Below are 19,786 nucleotides of genomic sequence, written 5' to 3'. Positions count from 1 at the left end.
CCCGCCCCGAACCCCTTTGACGTCCCGCGCACCTCGAAGAGAGCGACGATGAACGACCACACCCGCCTGACCGGCCAAGAACTGACCCTCGCCTACGACCAACGGGTCATCTCACGCGAGCTGGCCGTCACCATCCCCGACAACTCCTTCACCGTCATCGTGGGCCCCAACGCCTGCGGCAAGTCGACGCTGCTGCGCGCCCTCTCACGCACGCTCAAACCCTCGCAGGGCAACGTCCTCCTGGACGGACAGACCATCGGCTCCTACCCGGCCAAGGAGGTGGCGCGCCGCCTGGGCCTGCTGCCCCAGACCTCCATCGCCCCCGACGGGATCGGAGTGGCCGACCTGGTGGCCCGCGGACGCTTCCCACACCAGAGCTTCCTACGCCAATGGTCGGCCCAGGACGAGGCGGTGGTGGCCCAGGCCATGGAATCCACCGGAGTGACCGCCCTGGCCGACCGGTCGGTGGACGAACTCTCCGGCGGCCAACGCCAAAGGGTGTGGTTGGCGATGGTGCTGGCCCAGCAGACCCCACTGCTGCTGTTGGACGAGCCCACCACCTACCTCGACATCGCCCACCAGATGGACATGCTGGACCTGTGCGCGGACCTGCACGCCGAACAGGGCCACACCCTGGTGGCCGTGCTGCACGACCTCAACCACGCCTGCCGCTACGCCACCCACCTGATCGTGATGCAGGACGGAGCGATCGTGGCCGAGGGCGACCCGGCCACCGTGGTCACCGCCGACCTGGTGGAGAAGGTCTTCGGCCTGCCCGTGCGCATCATCGCCGACCCCGAGACCGACACCCCGATGATCGTGCCGCTGGACCGGCGCGGAGTACGACGCGACCACGGGTAGAAGGGGCCCGCGGCACGGGGCCGGCCCAGGGTCAGCGCCGCAGCAGGGTGCGCAACTCCTCGACGACCAGGCCGGGATCCTCCTCGGCCATGAAGTGACCGCAACCCACCGTGTCGTGACGCAGGTCCTCGGCCCAGCGCCCCCACAGCGCGGCGGCGTCATAGCCCAGGGCGGCGCCCCAGTCCTGCTGCAACACGGTCACCGGCATGCCCAACCGGTTCCCGGCGTCGCGGTCGACCAGGTCGTGTTCCAGGTCGATCCCGGCCGAGGCACGGTAGTCGGCCACGATCGAGGGCACCGCGCCCGCGCACGCCTTCAGATAGGCGCCACGCACCGGGGCGGGGATCGCCTCCGGCGAGTTCGCCCACAGGTCCAGGAAGTGTCCGAAGAACTCCTCCGGAGCGGCCTGGATCATCGCCTCGGGCAGACCGGGCGGCTGCGCCATCAGGTACAGGTGAAAGCCCACCGCCCCTCGCACGCCCCGCAACGCCTCCCACATCTCCGGTACGGGCAGCACGTCCAACACGGCCAGATGGGTGACCGTCCCAGGGTGATCCAGCCCGGCCCGGATACCCACCAGCGCGCCCCGGTCGTGCCCGGCCAACGCGAACCGCTCATGCCCCAACGCACGGGCCAGGGCCACCACGTCCGCGGCCATGGTGCGCTTGGCGTAGGTGTGGGGCCCATCCTCGACGGGGTGATCACTGTCCCCGTAGCCGCGCAGGTCCGGGCAGATCACGGTGTGGTCCTCGGCCAGATCGGCGACCACGTGCCGCCACATCAGGTGCGTCTGCGGGAAACCGTGCAACAACACCACGGCCGGACCCGACCCTCCCACGGCCACGTTCAACGACACACCCTCGGCCACCGGGACACGGCGGTACTCCAAACCGGTGATGACACTCGACATGCGAAGGTTCCTCTCAGACAGGTGAAGAAGCGGACGCGATCAGCCTCTCGACCCCCGATGAGCAACCGATGAGCACGCGATACCGTGACCCCTGCCCGGACAGGACGAGGAACACGGGGGAGAGCCGGTGACGGCACGCCTGGGAGTACTGGGATCGATACGGGCCTGGGACGACCACGGCCACGACCTACCGCTCAAAGGACCCCGACACCGCCAACTCCTGGCCCGACTGACCATCGCCCACGGCCGCGTCGTCCCGGTGAACGTACTGGTCGAAGACCTGTGGGAGGACCAGGACCCACCCACGAACGCGATCGGGGCCCTGCGCACCTTCGTCGCCGCCCTACGCCGCGCCCTGGAACCCGACCGCACCCCACGCACCCCACCGACCCTGCTCATCACCCAAGGCCCCGGATACGCACTACGCACCCGCGCGGTGGACGCCCGCACATTCGAATCCGACCTGACCCACGCACGATCCACCACCGACCCCCACCAGACCGCACACACCCTGGAACGGGCCCTGGAACTGTGGCGAGGCCCCGCCTACACCGACGTCGCCCACACCACCTGGGCCCGGGCCGAACGCGCCCGCCTGAGCCAACTGCGACTCCACGCCGTGGAGACCCTGGCCCAAGCCCACCTGGACACCGGCCACACCGCCCGGGCCATCGCCGACCTTGACGCCCACCTGGCCGAGCACCCCTGGCGCGAACAGGCCTGGCAACTCCTGGCCACCGCCCTCTACCACACCGGCCGCCAAGGCGAGGCACTCCAGGTCCTACGCCGCGCCCGCACCCTGCTCGCCCACGACCTGGGCCTGGACCCCGGACGCGCCCTACGCCGCCTCGAACACGACATCCTCCAGCAGGCCGACCACCTCGACCCACCCGAACGACCCACCGACGTGGTCGACGAGCTCTGGCACAGCACCGCCCGCGCCTACCGGGCCGCCCCCGGCCCCCGCGCACGCCTGGAATCCACCATGGGCCTACTGCGCTCCCTGGCCCTGACCGGACCCCAAGGACTGGTCGGCGCCCGACAACGCCGCGTGCGGGCCATCGACGCCGCCCGGGAACTGGGCGACCCCGAACTGACCGCACGCGTGATCGGCGCCTTCGACGTTCCCGCCAACTGGACCCGCTCCGACGACTTCGACCAGGCCGCCCACGTGGTGACCGCCGCCGAGGACACCCTGAGCGACCTGGGCCCCAACGCGCACCCGATCACCCGCTCTCGCCTGCTCACCACCATCGCCCTGGAATCACGTGGAACACGCTCCCCACGCCCGCGCCAGGCCGCGTCCGAGGCCGAGGACCTGGCCCGGGAATCGGGAGACCCGGCCCCATTGGCGTTCGCGCTCAACGGCCGATGGATGCAGACCTTCCACCGCACCGGACTGACCACCGAACGTGGACGCATCGGCGACGAACTGGTCCGGGTCTCCACCCGACAGGGATCCGAATCCTTCGAGATCCTGGGCCACCTGATCGGAATACAGACCGGCGCGGCACTCGCCGACGTCGAACGCGCCGACCACCACGCCGAAGCGGTCGAAGGGTTGGCCCGTCGCCACGAACGCCCCTTGGTGGAGGTCTTCACGAGCTGGTACCGGGCGCTGCGCATGGACCTGCGAGGCCAGGACCCCGAACAGGTGGCCCACGCCTATCGGGAGGCCGCCGAACGCACCGCCACGGCCGGCATGCCCGGCCTGGAACGAGGGCTACGGCCCCTGGCCCTGGCCTGCCTGCGACTGCGCCACGACCTGCCCTGGCAAGAGGAACCGGGCACCGAGTGGGGGCCGCACACACCCTGGGTGCTCCCCTTGCGGCTGCTCGCCCAGGACCGGGCCCAGGAGGCCGCGCGCGCCTTGGACGGGTTCACCGACCCCGACCCGGGGTTGCTCATGGAGGCTCACTGGGCGCTCATCGCGCACGCCGCCCTGGCCCTCGGTCATCGGCCCGCGTTGCGCCGCGCCCACGCCGCTCTGACCCCGGCTCGCGGCGAGCAGGCCGGGGCCCAGAGCGGGCTGTTCGCCGTGGGTCCGGTCACCGACCTGTTGGAACGCGTCGAAGGCATCCTCTGACCCCGGCACGCCCCGCGCGTGTCCGGTACCCAAGGGCGCTCTTCGCCCGCGTCACATTTCCTTGATGCGGGCCAACACCGAACGCAGGGTGTCGGCGTCGGGGCGGTGTCCTTCCTGGCCGGAGGAATGCACCATCACCCGTCCCTGGTCCGCCAGATCCGACAGCAACACCCGCAGCACCCCCGGTGCGAACCCCGAGCGGGCCGACACCTCGGCCACCGACATCGGGCGCACGCACAACGACAGGATCGTCTCCAGTTCCGGATCCAGCTCCGTCGGATCCACCGATGGCACCGCCACCACCCGGGTGTTCGGCGCCAGGTCCGTGCGGGTGGGGCGGGTGCGGCCCCCGGTGAGCGAATAGGGGCGGACCAGGCTCGATTCGGCCGACCACCCTTGGTTCCGATGCGGCGACGGGCTCATGTGCTCCCACTTTTCGTCTGATCGAGGAGTTCGTGGATGCGCGGGGAGGGGGCAGGGAGCGCTGGTGGGGGAGAGGGCGTGGATGGTCCGGTCGGTGCGTTCGCGGGTGCTCAACAGTGCCCGCGGACTGAGCGGGCAGGGCTGGGCGGATCGCGGGCACGAAGCGACCGGCGCTTCTTATGGGGGCGGGACGCGCCTTTCGGGGGAGTGGCGTGCGTGGCCGTGGCCGGGGCGGGGGATCGGGGTGGAGGGGATGGCAGCACCGAGCCAACCCCCGCCATGAGGTTTTGGCAAGGGGCGGTGGGTGTCCGGATCCGGCTGTGGGGCGGGGGTTTCGTGAGCGAGAAGGGGTTCCTCGCGCACACCTCCGTTCACACACTTAATAATCTACGCCGTAAAGGTGCGAGTTCAATGAAATACCACTCCTTCAAACCAAAGGAGCGGCTTCGCCGCACCTACTCAAAAGGGTTTCTTCGTGTGCGGGACGGGAGTGATGGCGTGGCCCGGTCCGGGTAGGTACCGGCCGGAACCGGCCAATCACGGATTGGCGCCTCAAGCGGCACCGAACCTCGAAGGGGGAGCCATGGTCCGGCTCGATGACGAACAGATCCGGGAAGGTCTGGAGCGGCTCACGGAGTGGGAGTGGGATCCGGAGACGACCTCGGTCCACCGCACGGTGAGCCTGCCGGACTTCCTGGGCGCGATCGCCCTGGTGAGTGAGGTGGCCCAGGCCGCCGAGCAGGCCGAGCACCATCCCGACATCGACATCCGCTACAACACGGTGCGGCTGACCCTGAGCACCCATTCGGAGGGTGCGGTCACCGACAAGGACATGGCCCTGGCCGCTCGTATCGATGAGCTGGTGGCGGCGACGGTCCCCGCGGACTGACCTCGGTGGGGGTGGACTTCGTCGGGGGAGGCCTCAAGAGCCGTTCGATGGCGGGAGCACCGAGATCGTGCCCTGAGCCACCGCGCACAGCGTCTCGGCGCCTTCCTCGTCCACCGCGAACAGGTCGCACCGGCAGACCACGCGACTGCGGCCCGAGCGCACGACCCACCCGTGGGAGCGCAGCAAGGTTCCGGTGGCGGGGCGCAGGTAGTCGATGGTGAACCCGGTGGTGAGGACCGAGGCTCCGGCCACGGTACCCGCGGCGAAGGTGAGCGCGTTGTCGGCCGCGTAGCTCAGGATCCCGCCGTGCAGGTATCCGTTCTGTTGGAGCAGGTCTTGGCGGATGTCCAGTTCCAGGGTGGCCTCTCCGCCGCCGAAGGCGATCAGGCGGGCGCCGACCAGGTTACTGAAGGGCTGCTCCGCCAGGATCTTTCGGGCGAACCCCAGGTCGGCGTCGTTCATGTGGTCCTCCCGACTCTCACTTCGATAGTGAAGTGAGGTTCTCGCGCACCGGGAGCCTCTGTCAAGATTCGACCCATGGCCGAACCCGATCAGCGCCTGTACTTCCTCCTGCAACGAGCCGCGCACCGGTTGCGCACCGACGCCGACCGTCGCTGTCTGGAGGCCGCAGGCGTCACCACCGCCCAGCTCGGCGCCCTGTTCGCCCTGCACGACCGCCCCGGCATCACTCAACAAGAGCTCGCCCGCACCCTGGGGTCGGGCGAGTCCGCCATCACCTCCCTGGTGGCACGACTCACCAAGGCCGGATTGATCACCAAGGGCACCCACCCCGCTCAGCATCGTGCGGTGGTGCTGGGGCTGACCTCGGCGGGACGGGACAGCCTGGCCGCTGCCCGGCCCCAGATCGACCGATTCAACACCGAGGCGCGGGCGCTGTTGGGGGAGGAGGGGTTCGACGAGGCGGTGGAGGCTCTGCGGAGGTTGGCCCTCTGGGAGCCCTGAGGAACGGGCGTGCCTTGGGGGCCTCTATGATCGGTCTCCATGACCGAACATGCTCTGTCCGTTTCCCGTGCCTATGACGAGATCGCCGAACTCTACGCGGATCACGCGGGTTCGGCCTTCGCGGTGGATCCGTTGCATCGGGCCATGGTCGACGTGTTCGCGGACATGGTGCTTTCCATCGGTGGCGGGACGGTTTTGGACGCCGGTTGCGGTCCCGGGCACATCAGTGCTCACCTGGTGCGGCGGGGGTTGGCGGTGGTGGGTGTGGATCTGGCGCCGAAGGCATTGGTCCTGGCCCGCGAGGCCTGTCCGTCCGCCGGGTTCGTGGTGGGAGGGTTGGAGGAGCTACCGCTGGTGGGCGGTTCCGTGGCCGGGGTGTTGTCCTCGTACTCGGTCATCCATACCTCGCCCGAACGGCTGCCCGGCGTCTTGGCCCGGATGGTGCGTGTCGTGGTGGGTGGCGGGTACTTGTTGGTGTCCTTCCAGAGTCATGAGGATCCTGCCGGGCCGGTGGAGGTCTTCGATCATCGGGTGGCCACGGCCTACCGCTATGGCGTCGAGCATGTGTTGGAGCCGTTGCGTGCGGCGGGGATGGTGGAGGTGGCCCGCTCCGTCCTGGCGGAGCGCGAGGATCCTCGCCGTGGGTTCGCCCAGGCGCATCTGTTGTGTCGCAAGGAGGGGCCGAGCGTGTGAGGGGCGCGGGCGGTGTCGGTGTGGTGGGGTTCTTGGGGTGGGTATGGGAACGGCCCCGTCGAGCGGGTGCTCGGCGGGGCCGTGGTGTGTGGCAGGCGGATGCGGTGGTCGCCTCGCGGCGGGTTGCGCGACGCGGTTCCGAACCGCCCGCGAGGGGCGTGGTATTCCGCGAAGGCGGTGTGTGGCGCCCGGGGGACACTTGCTACCGCATCTGCCTGTAGTGGGTGTAACGGGTGAGGGGGCGTGAGTATTTCCGGGGTGGGGATGTTTACCGGCCAGGGGTCGGGTAGGGCGTTGGGTGAGCATCTGCGCGCCCTGGGGGTCGGGGGCGGCCGTTACGGCCGATCGGTCCTGGGGCCTTGACGCGGGTGTGGGGTCGGGCGCCTACGGGGGTTGTGTGCGCGGCCTGGGCCGGATCCTCGGTATCGGGGGATGTGCGGGGTCCGGTGTTGACGGGAGCCCCCGCAGCCATGGGTTGCGGGGGTTTTTCTCTGTCCGGGGTCAGGTGTGTGTGGTGCCTTTGACGTAGTGGGCCAGGTGTTTGCCGGTCAGGGTGGTGGCCTGGTCGATGAGGTCGGTGGGGGTGCCTTGGAAGACGATGTGTCCGCCGTCGGTGCCTGCTCCGGGGCCCAGGTCGACGATGTGGTCGGCGTGGGCGATGACGGCTTGGTGGTGTTCGATGACGATGACGGTGGTGCCGGTGTCGACGAGTTGGTCGAGCAGGGTGAGGAGTTGTTGGATGTCGGCCAGGTGGAGGCCGGTGGTGGGTTCGTCGAGGATGAGGATGTTGTCTTCGCCGCCCATGTGGGTGGCGAGTTTGAGGCGTTGGCGTTCGCCGCCGGAGAGGGTGGTCAGGGGTTGGCCGAGGCTGATGTAGCCCAGTCCGACGTCGTGTAGGCGGGTGAGGATCTTGTGGGCTGTGGGGGTGTGTGCGGGGCCCTGTTCGAAGAAGGTGTGGGCCTGGTCGACGGACATGGACAGGATCTGGCTGATGTCGTGGCCGCCCAGGTGGTGTTGGAGGACGGCGGGGGCGAAGCGTTTGCCTTCGCATACGTCGCAGGTGGTGGTGATGCCGGCCATGATGCCCAGGTCGGTGTAGGTGACGCCGATGCCTTTGCATTGGGGGCAGGAGCCTTGGGAGTTGGCGCTGAACAGGGCGGGTTTGACGTTGTTGGCTTTGGCGAAGGCTTTGCGGATGGGGTCCAGGAGTCCGGTGTAGGTGGCGGGGTTGGAGCGGCGTGAGCCGCGGATGGGTGTTTGGTCGATGGCCAGGACGTTGTCGTGTTCGGTGAGGGATCCGTGGATGAGGGAGGTTTTGCCGGATCCTGCGACGCCGGTGACGACGGTGAGGACGCCCAGGGGGATGTCGGTGTCGACGTTTTTGAGGTTGTGGGTGGTGGCGGCGCGGATGGGGAGGGTGCCGGTGGGGGTGCGCACGGTGGGTTTGGGTGTGGTGTGGTCGGCCAGGTGGCGGCCGGTGGTGGTGGGGGCTGTGCGGAGTTGTTCGACGGTGCCTTGGAAGACGATGTGTCCGCCGTCGGTGCCTGCTCCGGGGCCCAGGTCGACGACGTGGTCGGCGATGGCGATGGTGTCGGGTTCGTGTTCGACGACCAGGACGGTGTTGCCCTTGTCGCGTAGGCGTAGTAGGAGCTCGTTCATCTGTTGGACGTCGTGGGGGTGCAGGCCTGCGGTGGGTTCGTCGAAGATGTAGGTGATGTCGGTGAGGGAGGAGCCCAGGTGGCGGATGAGTTTGGTGCGTTGGGCTTCTCCTCCGGAGAGGGTGCCGGCGGGTCGGTCCAGGGACAGGTAGCCCAGGCCGATCTCGACGAAGGAGTCCAGGGTGTGGGTCAGGGTGGTGAGTAGGGGTGCGATTGAGGGTTCGTTCAGGTTGCGGACCCAGTGGGCGAGGTCGTTGATCTGCATGGCGCACAGGTCGGCGATGCCGGTGCCGTTGATCTTGGCGGAGCGGGCGGTGGGGTTGAGGCGTGTGCCTTCGCATTGGGGGCAGTCGGTGAAGGTGACGGCGGTGTCGACGAAGGCGCGGATGTGGGGTTGCATCGCTTCGCGGTCTTTGGACAGGAAGGTTTTGCGGAGTTTGGGCAGGAGGCCTTCGTAGGTGAGGTTGACGCCTTCGACTTTGACCTTGGTGGGTTCGTGGTGCAGGAGGTTGTGGAGTTCGGTGGGGGTGTAGTCGCGGATGGGTTTGTCGGGGTCGAGGAGTCCGGAGGCGGCATAGGTGCGGGTGGTCCACAGGTTGTCGGATTTGTATCCGGGGATGGTGAAGGCGCCTTGGTTGATGGATTTGGTGTCGTCGTAGAGGTGGGTGAGGTCGAAGTCGGTGGTCTTGCCGCGGCCTTCGCAGTGGGGGCACATGCCGCCTTGGCGGTTGAAGCCGACCTTGGTGGTTTTGGTGTTGCCTCGTTCGATGGTGATGGAGCCGCCGGCGCGGACGGTGGGGACGTTGAAGGAGAAGGCGTTGGGGTTGCCGATGTGGGGTTGGGCGATGCGGCTGTAGAGGATGCGCAGGAGGGTGCCTGTGTCGGTGGCGGTGCCGACGGTGGAGCGGGGGTCGGAGCCCAGGCGTTCTTGGTCGATGATGATGGCGGTGGTGAGGCCTTGGAGGAGGTCGACGTCGGGGCGGGGGAGGGTGGGCATGAAGCCTTGGAGGAAGGTGCTGTAGGTTTCGTCGATCATGCGGCGTGATTCGGCGGCGATGGTGTCGAAGACCAGGGAGCTTTTGCCGGATCCGGAGACGCCGGTGAAGACGGTGAGTCGGCGTTTGGGCAGGGTGAGGTCGACGTTTGCGAGGTTGTTGGTGCGGGCGCCGTGGACGTTGATGGTGGGGTGGTCGTCGGCGGGGTGGGTGGTGGTCATGGTGTGCTCCCGGGTGTGTTCCTGTGCTGGTCAGGCTATGCCGGGGTGTGGGGGTGGGTGTGTCAGCGCAGGTGGGAGCGGCGCATTTTGCCTGAGGCGGTGCGGGGGAGTTGGTCGACGAAGTCGATTTTGTGGGGTGTGGCGTGGGGGGCGAAGTGGGTGGCGACCCAGTCGCGTAGTTCGTCGGTGAGTTGGGGTGTGGGGTGGGTGTGGGGCTGTAGGACGATGCGGGCGCCGACGAGGTGGCCGGCGATGTCGTCGGGGATGGCGTAGACGCCGACTTCGTCCACGGCCGGGTGGGTGGTCAGGACGGCTTCGATTTCGGTGGGGCCGATGCGGTAGCTGCGGGTGATGATGGCGCCGTCGTCGCGGGTGTTGAAGTGGAGGTTGCCTTGGCGGTCGATGATGCCGGTGTCGCCGGTGAGGTGGTGGGTGTGGTCGGGGCTGTGGCGGATGTCGATGGTGTTGTCGTAGCCGTGGTAGCCCTCGAACCAGTCCAGGGGGCTGGTGGGGTGGTGGATGGCGATGCGTCCGAAGACGCCGGCGGGTGCGGGTTGGTCGTCGATGGGGTCCAGGACGTGGATGTTCCAGCCGGGTAGGGCGGGTCCGATGGCGCCTGGGGGGAGGTGGTGGGTGTGTTCGGGCAGGTCGGGGTCGTTGGGGATGCCGGCGCACCAGCCGAGTTCGGTTTGTCCGTAGTGGTCGCGGACGGGGACGCCGAAGAGGTCGGTGGCCCAGTCGATGACGTCGGGGGCGAGGGGTTCGCCGGCGCTGGCGAGGTTTTGGACGATGATCTCGGGTGGCAGGGTTTTGGTGGCCGCGCGCAGGGTGCGGTAGGTGGTGGGGTCTGAGGCGAAGTTGGTGACTTGGTGTAGGCCCAGGACGTCGAGGGTGAGTTCGGGGTCGAAGAAGCCTGCTCGTAGGGCCAGGGAGTTGTGGCCGGCGAGCAGGGGTGAGATGAGGCCGTGGTAGAGGCCGTAGGCGGAGCCGGGGTCGGCGGTGTTCCAGTAGGTGTCGTGGTGGGTGAGGCCGAGTCCGTGGTGGTGGTAGGCGTGCATGGCGGCCAGGGCGCGGACGGGGACGCGGGCGCCGCGGGGTGGGCCGATGAGGTTGGAGACGTAGAGCAGGGCCAGGGTGGTGTCTGCGGTGGTGGTGGGTTGGGGTGGTGTGGGGTTGGGGTGGGTGGTGAGGGTGGTGAGGGTGTGGTCGCCGGGGCGTAGGGGGTGGGTGCCGGTGGTGGCGATGTGCCAGGTGGGGGGTGTGGGGTGGTGGGGGCCGGGGTCGAGTTTGGTGCGGTATTCGTCTTGGCAGATGACCAGGTGGGCGCCTGAGTCGGTGAGGCGTTGGGTGATGGCGTGGGGGGCGAGGGAGGACAGGAGGGGGACCAGGACGGCTCCTAGGCGCCAGATGGCCAGGGCGGTGATGGTCAGGTCGATGCCTTTGGGCATGAGGGTGGCGATGCGGTCGCCGGGGTTGATGTCGAGGGTGGCCAGGCCGGCGGCCAGGGTGGTGGAGCGTTGGGCGAGTTCGCCGAAGGTGAGGGTGGTGGCCTCCAGGGTGGGGCCGATTTCGGTGGTGGCGATGGTGTGGGGGTTGTGGCGTTCGCAGAGGAGGTGGGCCACCGACGTGGTGGGGGTGTGGTAGGTGGCGATCCAGTCGCGTAGGAGTTGCGCCGGGTCCGACATCGGTGGTGTTCCTCGTTCTTCGGGTGGTGGGTGGTGTTTCAAGACTATGCGCATCTGTGGGTCGCGTCTCACTGGTGGGTGGGTGCAGGATGTGGTCATGGATAGTGCTCTTGTGGTGGAACGTTTTGGTTTGGGTGAGGATGTTCGGGGGTGGTTGGCGCAGGCTGAGGCGTTGCCGGGTGCGGGGTTGAGTGTGCCGGTGGGTGTTGAGGCGGAGCGGGTGTGGGGGTTGTTCGCTTTGGCCGAGGCCGATCGTGTGGAGGTGGCGGGCCTGTGGCCGGGTGAGGGTGATGGTGGTTGGCCGCCGGAGTTGTGGTACCTGGTGGATTTGATGTGTCGGCGGTTGTGGGCTGATCGGGATCTGCCGGTGGGGGAGTGGCGTTCTTGGCCGAGTTTGGTGGAGGTGGAGGACGCGCGGGTGCGGATGGTGTCGCTGGTGGCGTTCGCTGCGATGGTGCCCGAGCAGTTCGCTCGGCATGCCTCGTTGGGGATCGATGAGTCGGTGACGGTGGCGACGTTGGCGGATGTGGGTGTGCAGGTGGCCCGGTCGCGGCGGTTGTTCGGGTGGTTGAGTGTGGAGACGGCGGCGTGGGTGGCGGCGCAGTTCCGGGGCCGGTTGTACTGGGTGGGTGGGTTGCAGTTGGAGCCGGCTCGTTTGGGTGCTCCGGGGTCGGTGCCGTGGTATTCGGAGGAGGAGGCGGCCGGGTGGGGTCCGGGGATGGGTGTGGGGGATGCGGTGTTGCGGTTGCACATCCCCACGGGTGGGTTGGATCCGGTTTCGGTAGATGGGGCGTTGGCGCGTGCGCGTGGGTTCGCTCGGGAGCATTTGGGGATGGATCCGGTGGTGGCCACGTGTACGTCGTGGTTGTTGGATCCTTATTGGGGTGAGGTGTTGGGGGAGGGTTCCAACATCGTGCGGTTCCAGCGCAGGTTCACGTTGGTGGGTGAGGGGTCTTCGGGTGAGGGGGATGTGTTCCGGTTCGTGTTCGGGATGGCGCGGGTGGATGTGGGGGCGGCGCCGCGGCGGACCCGGTTGGATCGGGCTGTGGTGGAGCGGTTGGAGTCGGGTGGGGGTTTGAGGGTGTGCACGGGGTGGTTGCCGTTGTCGTGAGGTGTGGGGGTCGCTCGGGTTCGGGTGGCCCTCTTTTTGTCTTCAGGGGTGTGGGGCTTGGTCGTGTCTTTTGGTGGTGGGGAGGCCCACGAACATTTAACTTGACATAATGTGCATTATCGGCGTTGTGGGGATGCCTGTGGGGAAGGGGTTGTGGCGGGTGGGTGGCCTGTGGGGTGTGTGGTGGGTCTGGGGTGACCGCTGGCGTGTTGCGGGCGGGTGCGGCTCGCGCCGGGGTCGCCGAGGGTCGGGTGGGTTTTTCGCGGGTGGGCGAACTCGGGTCTGAGCGGGTGGGTGGTGGCGGGGTGGCGTCGTTTTCGGGGGCGCCGTGTGCGGCCTGTGGCCGAGTGTGAAGCCCCCGAATCGGAGTCGGGCGCGCAGGATGCTCGGGCAAGTGGCCGGTCGGTGGGATGTGGGTGACCGGCCGGTGGGCGCCGGCGGTGTGGGGCATCTCCTGTCGGGGGTCGGTGGTCCGGCAGGTGGGGTCTCCCCGTTCGAGGGTTCTGCTCGTGGTGGGTGTTGCCGAGAACCACTCTCGCCGGGCGATATCTCCATGTTTCATGCATAAACGGTGTTATGCATCATTTTGAGGTGTTTTGGCGACACGTGACCGTTTTAGCGTGCGAGTGGCGCAGAGGCAGGGCAGGCGCCGGTCGACCCCCGGTGCGCACCTGACCACTGACCACGCGACTCCCCCGCGCCCTTCGCATTCGAACAGACGTGCGCACCGAAGGTGAAGGGGTGGATGCGCCCGGTGCGCGAACCACGGAGCCCTCTCCCCCCGCGGCGGTGGCCCAGTGGAACCCCGCCCCGCTCCCCCATCGTCGCCTCTCACAGCCCCAGGGCGGCGCGCACCTCCGGGCGCTGGAAGGTGTGTACGCACCAGGCGAAGTGGCCGTCCCGACCCTGCTCCGAATAGGCGTTGGCGCACGCCAGCCCGTAGGCGGCCCGGTACACCAGCGCGCGCTCGCGCTCGGTCCCCGACTCCCCCGCCCATCGGGCCAGCAGCGCGTCGTCGAACTCGCGTGCGCGTGGCCCGTACATGTCGTAGAACCCGGCGGCGGTGGCGGTGTCCAACAGTGGGTCGCCGGCGGTGGTGTGAAAGCCCCAGTCCAGGACGGCGGTGGGCTCGCCCTGGGGGGGTGGCCAGGATGTTGGGCGGGCACAGGTCGCCGTGCACGATGCGCGCGGGTGGGTCGGGGATGCGGTGCAGGCGCCGGGTCAGTGCGTCCAGCAGGGTGTCCAGGTCGGGTAGTGCCGCGCGCAGTGAGGGGGCGAAGCGTCGTGTGCGGCGTTGGACCAGGGCGGCCATGGTCTGGCCCCAGGTGGTGTGGCCCTCCCACAGGGGTCGGTCCTCGTCCAGGACGGGTAGGGCGCGGGTGGCGGCGCCGGCGCGGGTGTGGGACAGGGCCGTCAGGACGCTGGTGAGGGTGTCCTGGGCTTGGGGGTGGGTGAGGGTGCCCTGGTCGATGAGGGTGCTCAGGGCGGTTCCCGGTAGGTGGGGCTCGATGGTGATGGTGGTGTCGTGGTGGTGGCGTGGGTGGCGAGTTCGTCGTAGAAGGCCTGGAGGGGTTGGAGGTCGGTGGCGGTGCGGGTGTGCCAGGCCTTGGCGATGAGGTCCTCGCCCAGGGGGCCGGGGCCCAGGTGGTGGACGGTGCCTTCCATGCCTTGTCCCAGGGGTCGGGTGTGGTGGTGGCCCCATCGGGCGTAGGTGGTGGTGGGATCCGTGGTCACGATGGGCCACAGTAGTGCCTTGGTTGGCGGGGCTGTGGGTCATGGAGTGTGGCGGGGTGGGCGGTTACGGTGGTTCGGACCGGGTGTGCTCCCGTCGACCTTGGAGGGGTGTGCGGGTTCTGGCCCGGTCCTCCCCCACCGTGAACACCTCGTCTTGAGGAGGTCGATGGTCGTGGAGCATGAGGATCTGAGGTTGCTGGACGCCTATTGGCGGGCGGCGAACTACCTGTCGGTCGGGCAGATCTATTTGTTGGACAATCCGTTGTTGCGGGAGCCGTTGGCGCCCGAGCACATCAAGCCGCGGTTGTTGGGGCATTGGGGTACCACGCCGGGGTTGAACTTTTGTTACGCGCATCTGAACCGGGTCATTCGTGAGCGTGATCTGGACATGATCTACGTGATGGGGCCGGGTCACGGTGGGCCGGCGGCGGTGGCCAACGCGTGGTTGGAGGGTACCTACAGCCAGGTGTATCGGGATGTGCCCTTGGACGAGGTGGGGATGGGGCGTTTGTTTCGTCGGTTCTCCTTTCCCGGTGGGATCCCCTCGCACGTGGCGCCGGAGACGCCGGGGTCGATCCATGAGGGTGGTGAGCTGGGGTATTCGTTGGCGCACGCCTTCGGTGCGGTTTTCGACAATCCGGGCCTGGTGGTGGCGTGTGTGGTGGGTGATGGTGAGGCCGAGACGGGTCCGCTGGCCGCTTCCTGGCATTCGAACAAGTTCTTGGATCCGGTGGGTGATGGTGCGGTGTTGCCGATCCTGCATCTGAACGGGTACAAGATCGCCAATCCGACGGTGTTGGATCGCATCACCGATGAGGAGCTCATCAAGCAGTTGGAGGGGTTCGGGTATCGGCCGCTGGTGGTGTCGGGGTCGGATCCGCAGGTGATGCATCCGAAGATGGCCGCGGTGTTGGATGAGGCGCTGGAGGAGATCGCGCGCATCCAGCGGGCCGCACGCGTTGGGGGTGCCTCGCACCGGCCGGTGTGGCCGATGGTGGTGTTGCGCTCGCCCAAGGGGTGGACCGGCCCGGTGGAGGTGGATGGTGACCCGGTGGAGGGGACCTGGCGCTCGCACCAGGTGCCGTTGTCGGGGGTGCGTTCGGATCCGGAGCATCTGCGCCTGTTGGAGGGGTGGATGCGCTCCTATGGGCCCGAGCGGTTGTTCGACGCCCAGGGTGGGCCGGTCGAGGAGTTGCGGGACCTGGCGCCGCGGGGTGAGCGGCGTATGAGCGCCAACCCGCACGCCAATGGCGGGCTGTTGCTGGAGCCGTTGGTGATGCCCGACTTTCGGGAGCACGCGGTGCGTTTTTCCAGACCCGGGACGCACTCCAGTGGGGCCACCGGTGTGTTGGGGGGTTTCCTGCGCGAGGTGGTGCGCGCCAACCCGAGGAGTTTTCGCATCATGGGTCCGGACGAGACCGCCTCCAACCGGTTGTCGGCGGTCTATGAGGCCACCGACCGGGTGTGGTGGGGGCGTCTGGATCCGGTGGATGAGGATCTGGGCCCGCAGGGGCGGGTGATGGAGGTGCTCAGTGAGCATCTGTGCCAGGGGTGGTTGGAGGGGTACCTGCTGACCGGCCGGCACGGGTTGTTCAACTCCTATGAGGCGTTCGTGCACATCGTGGACTCGATGTTCAATCAGCACGCCAAGTGGTTGAAGGTCTCGCGTGAGCTGGAGTGGCGGGCGCCGATCGCCTCGCTGAACTACCTGCTGTCCTCGCATGTGTGGCGGCAGGACCACAACGGGTTCAGTCACCAGGATCCGGGGTTCTTGGACGTGGTGATGAACAAGCCGGCCGAGCTGGTGCGGGTGTACCTGCCTCCGGACGCCAACACTTTGCTGTCGGTGGCCGATCACTGTCTGCGCTCTCGTGACTATGTGAACGTGGTGGTGGCCGGTAAGCAGCCCGCTTTGGACCACCTGCCGATGCGGGAGGCGGTGGCGCACTGTGCTCGAGGTATCGGGGTCTGGGAGTGGGCGAGCTCCGATGGTGGTGCGGACCCGGACGTGGTGTTGGCGTGTGCGGGTGATGTGCCAACGCTGGAGACGTTGGCGGCGGTGGACCTGTTGCGGCGGCACTTGCCGTGGTTGCGGGTGCGGGTGGTCAACGTGGTGGACCTGATGCGGTTGCAACCGACCGGTGAGCACCCGCACGGGTTGCCCGATGCCGAGTACGAGGCGTTGTTCACCACCGACAGGCCGGTGATCTTCGCTTTCCACGGGTACCCGTGGTCGGTGCACCGGTTGACGTATCGGCGGCGCGGCCACGAGAACCTGCACGTGCGGGGGTTCAAGGAGAAGGGCACCACGACCACCCCCTTCGACATGGTGATGATGAACGACCTGGACCGGTTCCATCTGGTGATCGACGTCATCGACCGGGTCGCGGGGTTGGCGCGGAGCGCGGCGAAGGTGCGGCAGCAGATGGTGGAGGAGCGGTCGCGTCAGCGGGCCCACACCAGGGAGTTCGGTGAGGATCCGGAGACGATTCGCGATTGGGTGTGGCCGTACTGATGCGTGTTCTGGTGGTCAACGCCGGGTCCAGCGGCTTGAAGCTGAGCGTGGTGGGCGCGGGCGAGAGGGTGGAGTGGTCCCGGGTGATCCCGGTGCAGGACCAGGTGTGGGACGAGCGTGAGGTGGAGCGGGCCTCGGCGGAGGTGGGTGTGGTGGATGCGGTGGGTCATCGGGTGGTGCGGCGGGTGTTGGGGTGAGGTGGGTGGTGTGGGCGGGGCGGGCTCTTGGGGGTCGCCCCGTTTTTTGTCGCCCTGGTGGGTGGTGCCGCTCCCCCGTTTCCCCGTCGTGGGCGGGAAAGGGGGCGGTTGGTGGTGGGGGGTGGGTGGTGCGCGCACGTGGTGGCGGTTACGGGCAGGATGTGGGTATGAGTGGCGATGCTTTGTTGGTGGAGTCCGCGATCGAGCGGTATTTGGTGGCGCGGCGGGCCGCCAAGCCCTCGCCGCACACGGTGGCGGCCTACCGGCGGGATCTGGTGGCGGTGTCGGGGTGTGCGGCGCGGGTGTTGGGGTGTGGTGTCGATGGGGTGGTGTTGGGGGCGTTGACCTCGCAGGTGTTGCGGGAGGCGTTCGCGGATTTCGCGGAGGAGCGGGCGGCTTCGAGTGTGTTGCGGGCGTGGTCGACGTGGAACGGGTTCTTTTCGTTCTGGGTGGCCGAGCAGGTGGTGGCGGGTAATCCGATGTCGGCGGTGCCGCGGCCGCGGGTGCGTCCTTCGGGTCCCAAGCCGTTGATGGGTGAGGACACCCCGGAGCGGTTGTTGGAGGCGTTGGCGCGGGGTGCGCGTCGGGCGCGGGATCCGTGGCCGGAGCGGGACCTGGCGGTGTTGGCGTTGGCGTTGTTGACGGGGATGCGGTCGGCGGAGATGTTGTCGCTTCGGGTGGAGTCGTTGGGTGGGCGCCCTGGTGAGCGGCGGATTCGGGTGGTGGGCAAGGGTGGTGGGGAGCGGGTGTTGCCGATCGAGGTGCCGTTGGAGGCGTTGTTGGAGGCGTATTTGGTCTCGCGTGGGCAGCGGTTCGATGCTCCGGTGCGTGGGTCGGATGCGTTGTTGGTGGACAACCGGGGGCAGGGGTTGCGTCGGGGTGGGTTGCAGTACTTGGTGAAGCAGTGTTATCGGCATGCGGGTGTGCATGATCGGGTGGCGCGGGGGACGTTGGTGCACGCGTTGCGGCACACGTTCGCTACGAGGTTGGCCGAGGATGGTGCGTCGGTCACCGAGATCATGCATTTGTTGGGGCATGCGTCGGTGACGTCGTCGCAGGCCTATATCGAGGTGACGTCCAGGGCTCAGCGGGAGGCCGCCGGGTCCAATCGCACCTATGGGGTGTTGCGGAGGTTGGCGCAGGAGGGGGCTTGAGGGGGTGGTGTGGTGGCTACTCTGTTGGGCGTGAACGAGTCGAGTTTTGTGGTTTCCAGTGTGAATGTGAACGGGTTGCGTGCGGCGTCCAGGAAGGATCCTGGGTTCGTGTCGTGGTTGGGGGCCACTGAGGCGGACGTGGTGTGTTTGCAGGAGACGCGTGCGCAGGCCGATCAGTTGCCGGCTCATGTGATGGAGCCGGATGGGTGGCATGTGGTGTTGTGTCCTGCGGCGGCCAAGGGTCGTGCGGGGGTGGCGATCTATTCGCGGGTGGTGCCCGATGCGGTGCGGGTGGGTTTTCCGGGGACGGAGTTCGAGGATGCGGGCCGGTATGTGGAGGCCGATTTCGGTTCGGTGACGGTGGCGAGTTTGTATCTGCCTTCGGGTGAGGTGGGTACGCCGCGTCAGGAGGAGAAGGAGCGTTTCATGGAGATGTTCCTTCCCTATTTGGTGCGGCGGCGCTCGGAGGTCGAGGGTGTGGGGCGTGAGTTGGTGGTGTGCGGGGATTGGAATATTGCGCATACTGAGGCGGATTTGAAGAATTGGCGGGGGAATCTGAAGAATTCTGGGTTTTTGCCGCAGGAGCGTGCTTGGTTGTCGCGGGTTTTCGATGAGGCGGGGTATGTGGACGTTATGCGTTCGTTCTTCCCTGATCAGGAGGGCCCGTATTCGTGGTGGTCGTATCGGGGGCGGGCCTTTGATAATGACACCGGGTGGCGGATCGATCTTCAGGTGGCCACGCCGGGTTTGGCGGGTGGTGCGCGTGAGGGTGTGGTGGAGCGTTATCCCTCGCGCCAGGAGCGTTGGTCCGATCACGCGCCGGTGACGGTGCGTTACGCGGTGCGGGGATGAAGGGGGGTGCGGTGATGGGTGTGCCGATCGTGTTGGTGCACGGGTTGCGGTTGTCGTCGAGTATGTGGCGGCCGCAGTTGGAGTTGTTGCGTGCGCAGGGGCGTACGGTGGTGGCGCCGGATCTGCCCGGGCACGGGTCGCGGCGGGGTGAGGAGTTCTCGCTGGGGCGTGCGGTGGACACGGTTTCGGCGGCCATCGACGAGGTGGGCGGTGGTGCCCTGTTGGTGGGGTTGAGTTTGGGTGGGTTCGTCTCGATCGCCGCGGCGGGGGTGGCGGGGCCGGGTCGGGTGGCGGGGTTGGTGGCGGCCAGTTGTACGGCCAAGCCGGCGCAGTCGTTGGCGCAGGTGTATCGGATTCCGGCTGCGTTGATGGATCGGTTGCCCGATAAGGGGGCCACGCTCAATGAGCATTTTCATCGGTTGACGTTGCGTGATGGTGCGGTCGATGCGGTGTTGGATGGTGGGTTGGCGGTGGAGGCCGCCACGGCGGTGATCGATGAGATCTCTGACATGGACGCGATCGCGGCGTTGCGTGCTTATGAGGGTCCGGTGTGGTTGATCAATGGTGCGCGTGATCATTTCCGGATTCATGAGAAGCAGTTTTTTGATGCTTGTGGTGATGGGCGGTTGGTGAATGTTCCGCGGGCCGGTCACATGGTGAGTTTGGATCAGCCGGTGAATTTCTCGCGGATCGTGGGGGATGCGGCCGATGTGGTCTCGGTCGGGCAGGGGCGTTCGGTGGTGCGGGCCCGTACCGAGGAGCGTGCTCGGGTGCAGGCCGAGCAGGAGTTGGTGGAGGTGGAGCGCGCGGAGCCCGACGGGGTGTGAGGCGTAGGCGGG

The 19,786-nt window shown here is 67.8% G+C and carries 18 protein-coding genes and 1 pseudogene; 11 read left to right on the top strand and 8 right to left on the bottom strand.

Annotated elements, in window-relative coordinates; translation table 11 throughout:
- Positions 1 to 48 precede the first annotated feature (48 nt).
- The gene (locus NLI01S_RS03260) at positions 49 to 861 is read left to right on the top strand and encodes an ABC transporter ATP-binding protein (RefSeq protein WP_067598855.1); all 813 of its coding nucleotides are present in this window, start codon (positions 49 to 51) and stop codon (positions 859 to 861) included.
- Between the two features lie 31 nt (positions 862 to 892).
- Here the strand turns inward: NLI01S_RS03260 and NLI01S_RS03255 are convergent, their stop codons facing one another.
- Positions 893 to 1,771 carry an alpha/beta fold hydrolase gene (locus NLI01S_RS03255; protein ID WP_067598852.1) on the bottom strand — a complete coding sequence of 293 codons (879 nt, stop codon included), beginning with the start codon at positions 1,769 to 1,771 and terminating at the stop codon, positions 893 to 895.
- A 127-nt stretch (positions 1,772 to 1,898) separates the two neighbouring features.
- On the opposite strand from NLI01S_RS03255, the gene NLI01S_RS03250 reads away from it, so the two are divergent.
- Entirely contained in the window at positions 1,899 to 3,857 is a 1,959-nt protein-coding gene (locus NLI01S_RS03250; protein ID WP_067598849.1) for an AfsR/SARP family transcriptional regulator, read from the top strand.
- Between the two features lie 51 nt (positions 3,858 to 3,908).
- Here NLI01S_RS03250 and NLI01S_RS03245 read toward each other — a convergent pair whose 3' ends face one another.
- Complete coding sequence (locus NLI01S_RS03245) at positions 3,909 to 4,280, bottom strand: DUF742 domain-containing protein (RefSeq protein WP_067598846.1); 372 nt, start codon at positions 4,278 to 4,280, stop codon at positions 3,909 to 3,911.
- Between the two features lie 583 nt (positions 4,281 to 4,863).
- On the opposite strand from NLI01S_RS03245, the gene NLI01S_RS03240 reads away from it, so the two are divergent.
- Positions 4,864 to 5,169 (top strand): 4a-hydroxytetrahydrobiopterin dehydratase, encoded by a 306-nt coding sequence (locus tag NLI01S_RS03240; RefSeq protein ID WP_067598843.1) that lies wholly within the window; start codon positions 4,864 to 4,866, stop codon positions 5,167 to 5,169.
- A gap of 33 nt (positions 5,170 to 5,202) precedes the next feature.
- On the opposite strand, the gene NLI01S_RS03235 is transcribed toward NLI01S_RS03240, so the two are convergent.
- Positions 5,203 to 5,631: a PaaI family thioesterase gene (locus NLI01S_RS03235; RefSeq protein WP_067598840.1), complete on the bottom strand. Its 429-nt coding sequence runs from the start codon at positions 5,629 to 5,631 to the stop codon at positions 5,203 to 5,205.
- A 75-nt stretch (positions 5,632 to 5,706) separates the two neighbouring features.
- On the opposite strand from NLI01S_RS03235, the gene NLI01S_RS03230 reads away from it, so the two are divergent.
- Together NLI01S_RS03230 and NLI01S_RS03225 are read left to right on the top strand one after the other, a co-directional pair.
- Entirely contained in the window at positions 5,707 to 6,132 is a 426-nt protein-coding gene (locus NLI01S_RS03230) for a MarR family winged helix-turn-helix transcriptional regulator (protein ID WP_067598837.1), read from the top strand.
- A 39-nt stretch (positions 6,133 to 6,171) separates the two neighbouring features.
- Positions 6,172 to 6,825 (top strand): class I SAM-dependent DNA methyltransferase, encoded by a 654-nt coding sequence (locus NLI01S_RS03225; protein ID WP_067598834.1) that lies wholly within the window; start codon positions 6,172 to 6,174, stop codon positions 6,823 to 6,825.
- Between the two features lie 501 nt (positions 6,826 to 7,326).
- Here the strand turns inward: NLI01S_RS03225 and NLI01S_RS03220 are convergent.
- Both NLI01S_RS03220 and NLI01S_RS03215 read right to left on the bottom strand, forming a co-directional pair.
- The gene (locus tag NLI01S_RS03220) at positions 7,327 to 9,699 is read right to left on the bottom strand and encodes an ATP-binding cassette domain-containing protein (protein ID WP_067598831.1); all 2,373 of its coding nucleotides are present in this window, start codon (positions 9,697 to 9,699) and stop codon (positions 7,327 to 7,329) included.
- A gap of 62 nt (positions 9,700 to 9,761) precedes the next feature.
- Positions 9,762 to 11,384 (bottom strand): AMP-binding protein, encoded by a 1,623-nt coding sequence (locus NLI01S_RS03215; RefSeq protein ID WP_067598828.1) that lies wholly within the window; start codon positions 11,382 to 11,384, stop codon positions 9,762 to 9,764.
- A 97-nt stretch (positions 11,385 to 11,481) separates the two neighbouring features.
- On the opposite strand from NLI01S_RS03215, the gene NLI01S_RS03210 reads away from it, so the two are divergent.
- Positions 11,482 to 12,495 (top strand): acyltransferase domain-containing protein, encoded by a 1,014-nt coding sequence (locus NLI01S_RS03210; protein ID WP_067598825.1) that lies wholly within the window; start codon positions 11,482 to 11,484, stop codon positions 12,493 to 12,495.
- An 831-nt stretch (positions 12,496 to 13,326) separates the two neighbouring features.
- On the opposite strand, the gene NLI01S_RS26220 is transcribed toward NLI01S_RS03210, so the two are convergent.
- From NLI01S_RS26220 to NLI01S_RS26210, 3 genes and pseudogenes are all read right to left on the bottom strand, one after another.
- Positions 13,327 to 13,572, bottom strand: coding sequence for a hypothetical protein (locus NLI01S_RS26220; RefSeq protein WP_223809087.1), 246 nt, complete (start codon positions 13,570 to 13,572; stop codon positions 13,327 to 13,329).
- Between the two features lie 124 nt (positions 13,573 to 13,696).
- A pseudogene (locus NLI01S_RS26215) lies at positions 13,697 to 13,966 on the bottom strand (aminoglycoside phosphotransferase family protein); the annotation flags it as partial.
- 8 nt (positions 13,967 to 13,974) lie between these two features.
- Positions 13,975 to 14,229, bottom strand: coding sequence for a hypothetical protein (locus NLI01S_RS26210; RefSeq protein ID WP_223809086.1), 255 nt, complete (start codon positions 14,227 to 14,229; stop codon positions 13,975 to 13,977).
- 166 nt (positions 14,230 to 14,395) lie between these two features.
- Between NLI01S_RS26210 and NLI01S_RS03200 the strand changes: the two genes are divergently transcribed.
- The 5 genes from NLI01S_RS03200 to NLI01S_RS03180 all read left to right on the top strand — a co-directional run bounded on the left by NLI01S_RS03200 (position 14,396) and on the right by NLI01S_RS03180 (position 19,774).
- A complete protein-coding gene (locus tag NLI01S_RS03200) occupies positions 14,396 to 16,744 on the top strand; it encodes a phosphoketolase family protein (RefSeq protein WP_067598822.1) in 2,349 nt (782 codons plus the stop codon).
- Positions 16,732 to 16,941 (top strand): hypothetical protein, encoded by a 210-nt coding sequence (locus NLI01S_RS03195; RefSeq protein WP_067598819.1) that lies wholly within the window; start codon positions 16,732 to 16,734, stop codon positions 16,939 to 16,941. The genes NLI01S_RS03200 and NLI01S_RS03195 overlap by 13 nt, the downstream gene beginning before the upstream one ends.
- 167 nt (positions 16,942 to 17,108) lie before the next feature.
- The gene (locus NLI01S_RS03190; protein WP_067598816.1) at positions 17,109 to 18,095 is read left to right on the top strand and encodes a tyrosine-type recombinase/integrase; all 987 of its coding nucleotides are present in this window, start codon (positions 17,109 to 17,111) and stop codon (positions 18,093 to 18,095) included.
- 30 nt (positions 18,096 to 18,125) lie between these two features.
- On the top strand, positions 18,126 to 18,947 hold the full coding sequence (locus NLI01S_RS03185; RefSeq protein ID WP_084392275.1) for an exodeoxyribonuclease III: 822 nt from the start codon (positions 18,126 to 18,128) through the stop codon (positions 18,945 to 18,947).
- 14 nt (positions 18,948 to 18,961) lie between these two features.
- Complete coding sequence (locus NLI01S_RS03180) at positions 18,962 to 19,774, top strand: alpha/beta fold hydrolase (RefSeq protein WP_067598954.1); 813 nt, start codon at positions 18,962 to 18,964, stop codon at positions 19,772 to 19,774.
- The last annotated feature ends 12 nt before the right edge of the window (positions 19,775 to 19,786 follow it).

The sequence above is a fragment of the Nocardiopsis listeri NBRC 13360 genome, from assembly GCF_001570765.1.
Lineage (GTDB): Bacteria > Actinomycetota > Actinomycetes > Streptosporangiales > Streptosporangiaceae > Nocardiopsis > Nocardiopsis listeri.
Note: the sequence above shows the minus strand (reverse complement) of the source record. Positions and strands in the feature narration are given on the sequence as shown.

Excerpts from the sequence above, each read along its gene's own strand:
- NLI01S_RS03260 (WP_067598855.1), top strand. The coding sequence starts at position 49 with ATGAACGACCACACCCGCCTGACCGGCCAAGAACTGACCCTCGCCTAC.
- NLI01S_RS03255 (WP_067598852.1), bottom strand. The coding sequence starts at position 1,771 with ATGTCGAGTGTCATCACCGGTTTGGAGTACCGCCGTGTCCCGGTGGCC.
- NLI01S_RS03245 (WP_067598846.1), bottom strand. The coding sequence starts at position 4,280 with ATGAGCCCGTCGCCGCATCGGAACCAAGGGTGGTCGGCCGAATCGAGC.
- NLI01S_RS03240 (WP_067598843.1), top strand. The coding sequence starts at position 4,864 with ATGGTCCGGCTCGATGACGAACAGATCCGGGAAGGTCTGGAGCGGCTC.
- NLI01S_RS03235 (WP_067598840.1), bottom strand. The coding sequence starts at position 5,631 with ATGAACGACGCCGACCTGGGGTTCGCCCGAAAGATCCTGGCGGAGCAG.
- NLI01S_RS03230 (WP_067598837.1), top strand. The coding sequence starts at position 5,707 with ATGGCCGAACCCGATCAGCGCCTGTACTTCCTCCTGCAACGAGCCGCG.
- NLI01S_RS03225 (WP_067598834.1), top strand. The coding sequence starts at position 6,172 with ATGACCGAACATGCTCTGTCCGTTTCCCGTGCCTATGACGAGATCGCC.
- NLI01S_RS03220 (WP_067598831.1), bottom strand. The coding sequence starts at position 9,699 with ATGACCACCACCCACCCCGCCGACGACCACCCCACCATCAACGTCCAC.
- NLI01S_RS03215 (WP_067598828.1), bottom strand. The coding sequence starts at position 11,384 with ATGTCGGACCCGGCGCAACTCCTACGCGACTGGATCGCCACCTACCAC.
- NLI01S_RS03210 (WP_067598825.1), top strand. The coding sequence starts at position 11,482 with ATGGATAGTGCTCTTGTGGTGGAACGTTTTGGTTTGGGTGAGGATGTT.
- NLI01S_RS03200 (WP_067598822.1), top strand. The coding sequence starts at position 14,396 with ATGGTCGTGGAGCATGAGGATCTGAGGTTGCTGGACGCCTATTGGCGG.
- NLI01S_RS03190 (WP_067598816.1), top strand. The coding sequence starts at position 17,109 with ATGAGTGGCGATGCTTTGTTGGTGGAGTCCGCGATCGAGCGGTATTTG.
- NLI01S_RS03180 (WP_067598954.1), top strand. The coding sequence starts at position 18,962 with ATGGGTGTGCCGATCGTGTTGGTGCACGGGTTGCGGTTGTCGTCGAGT.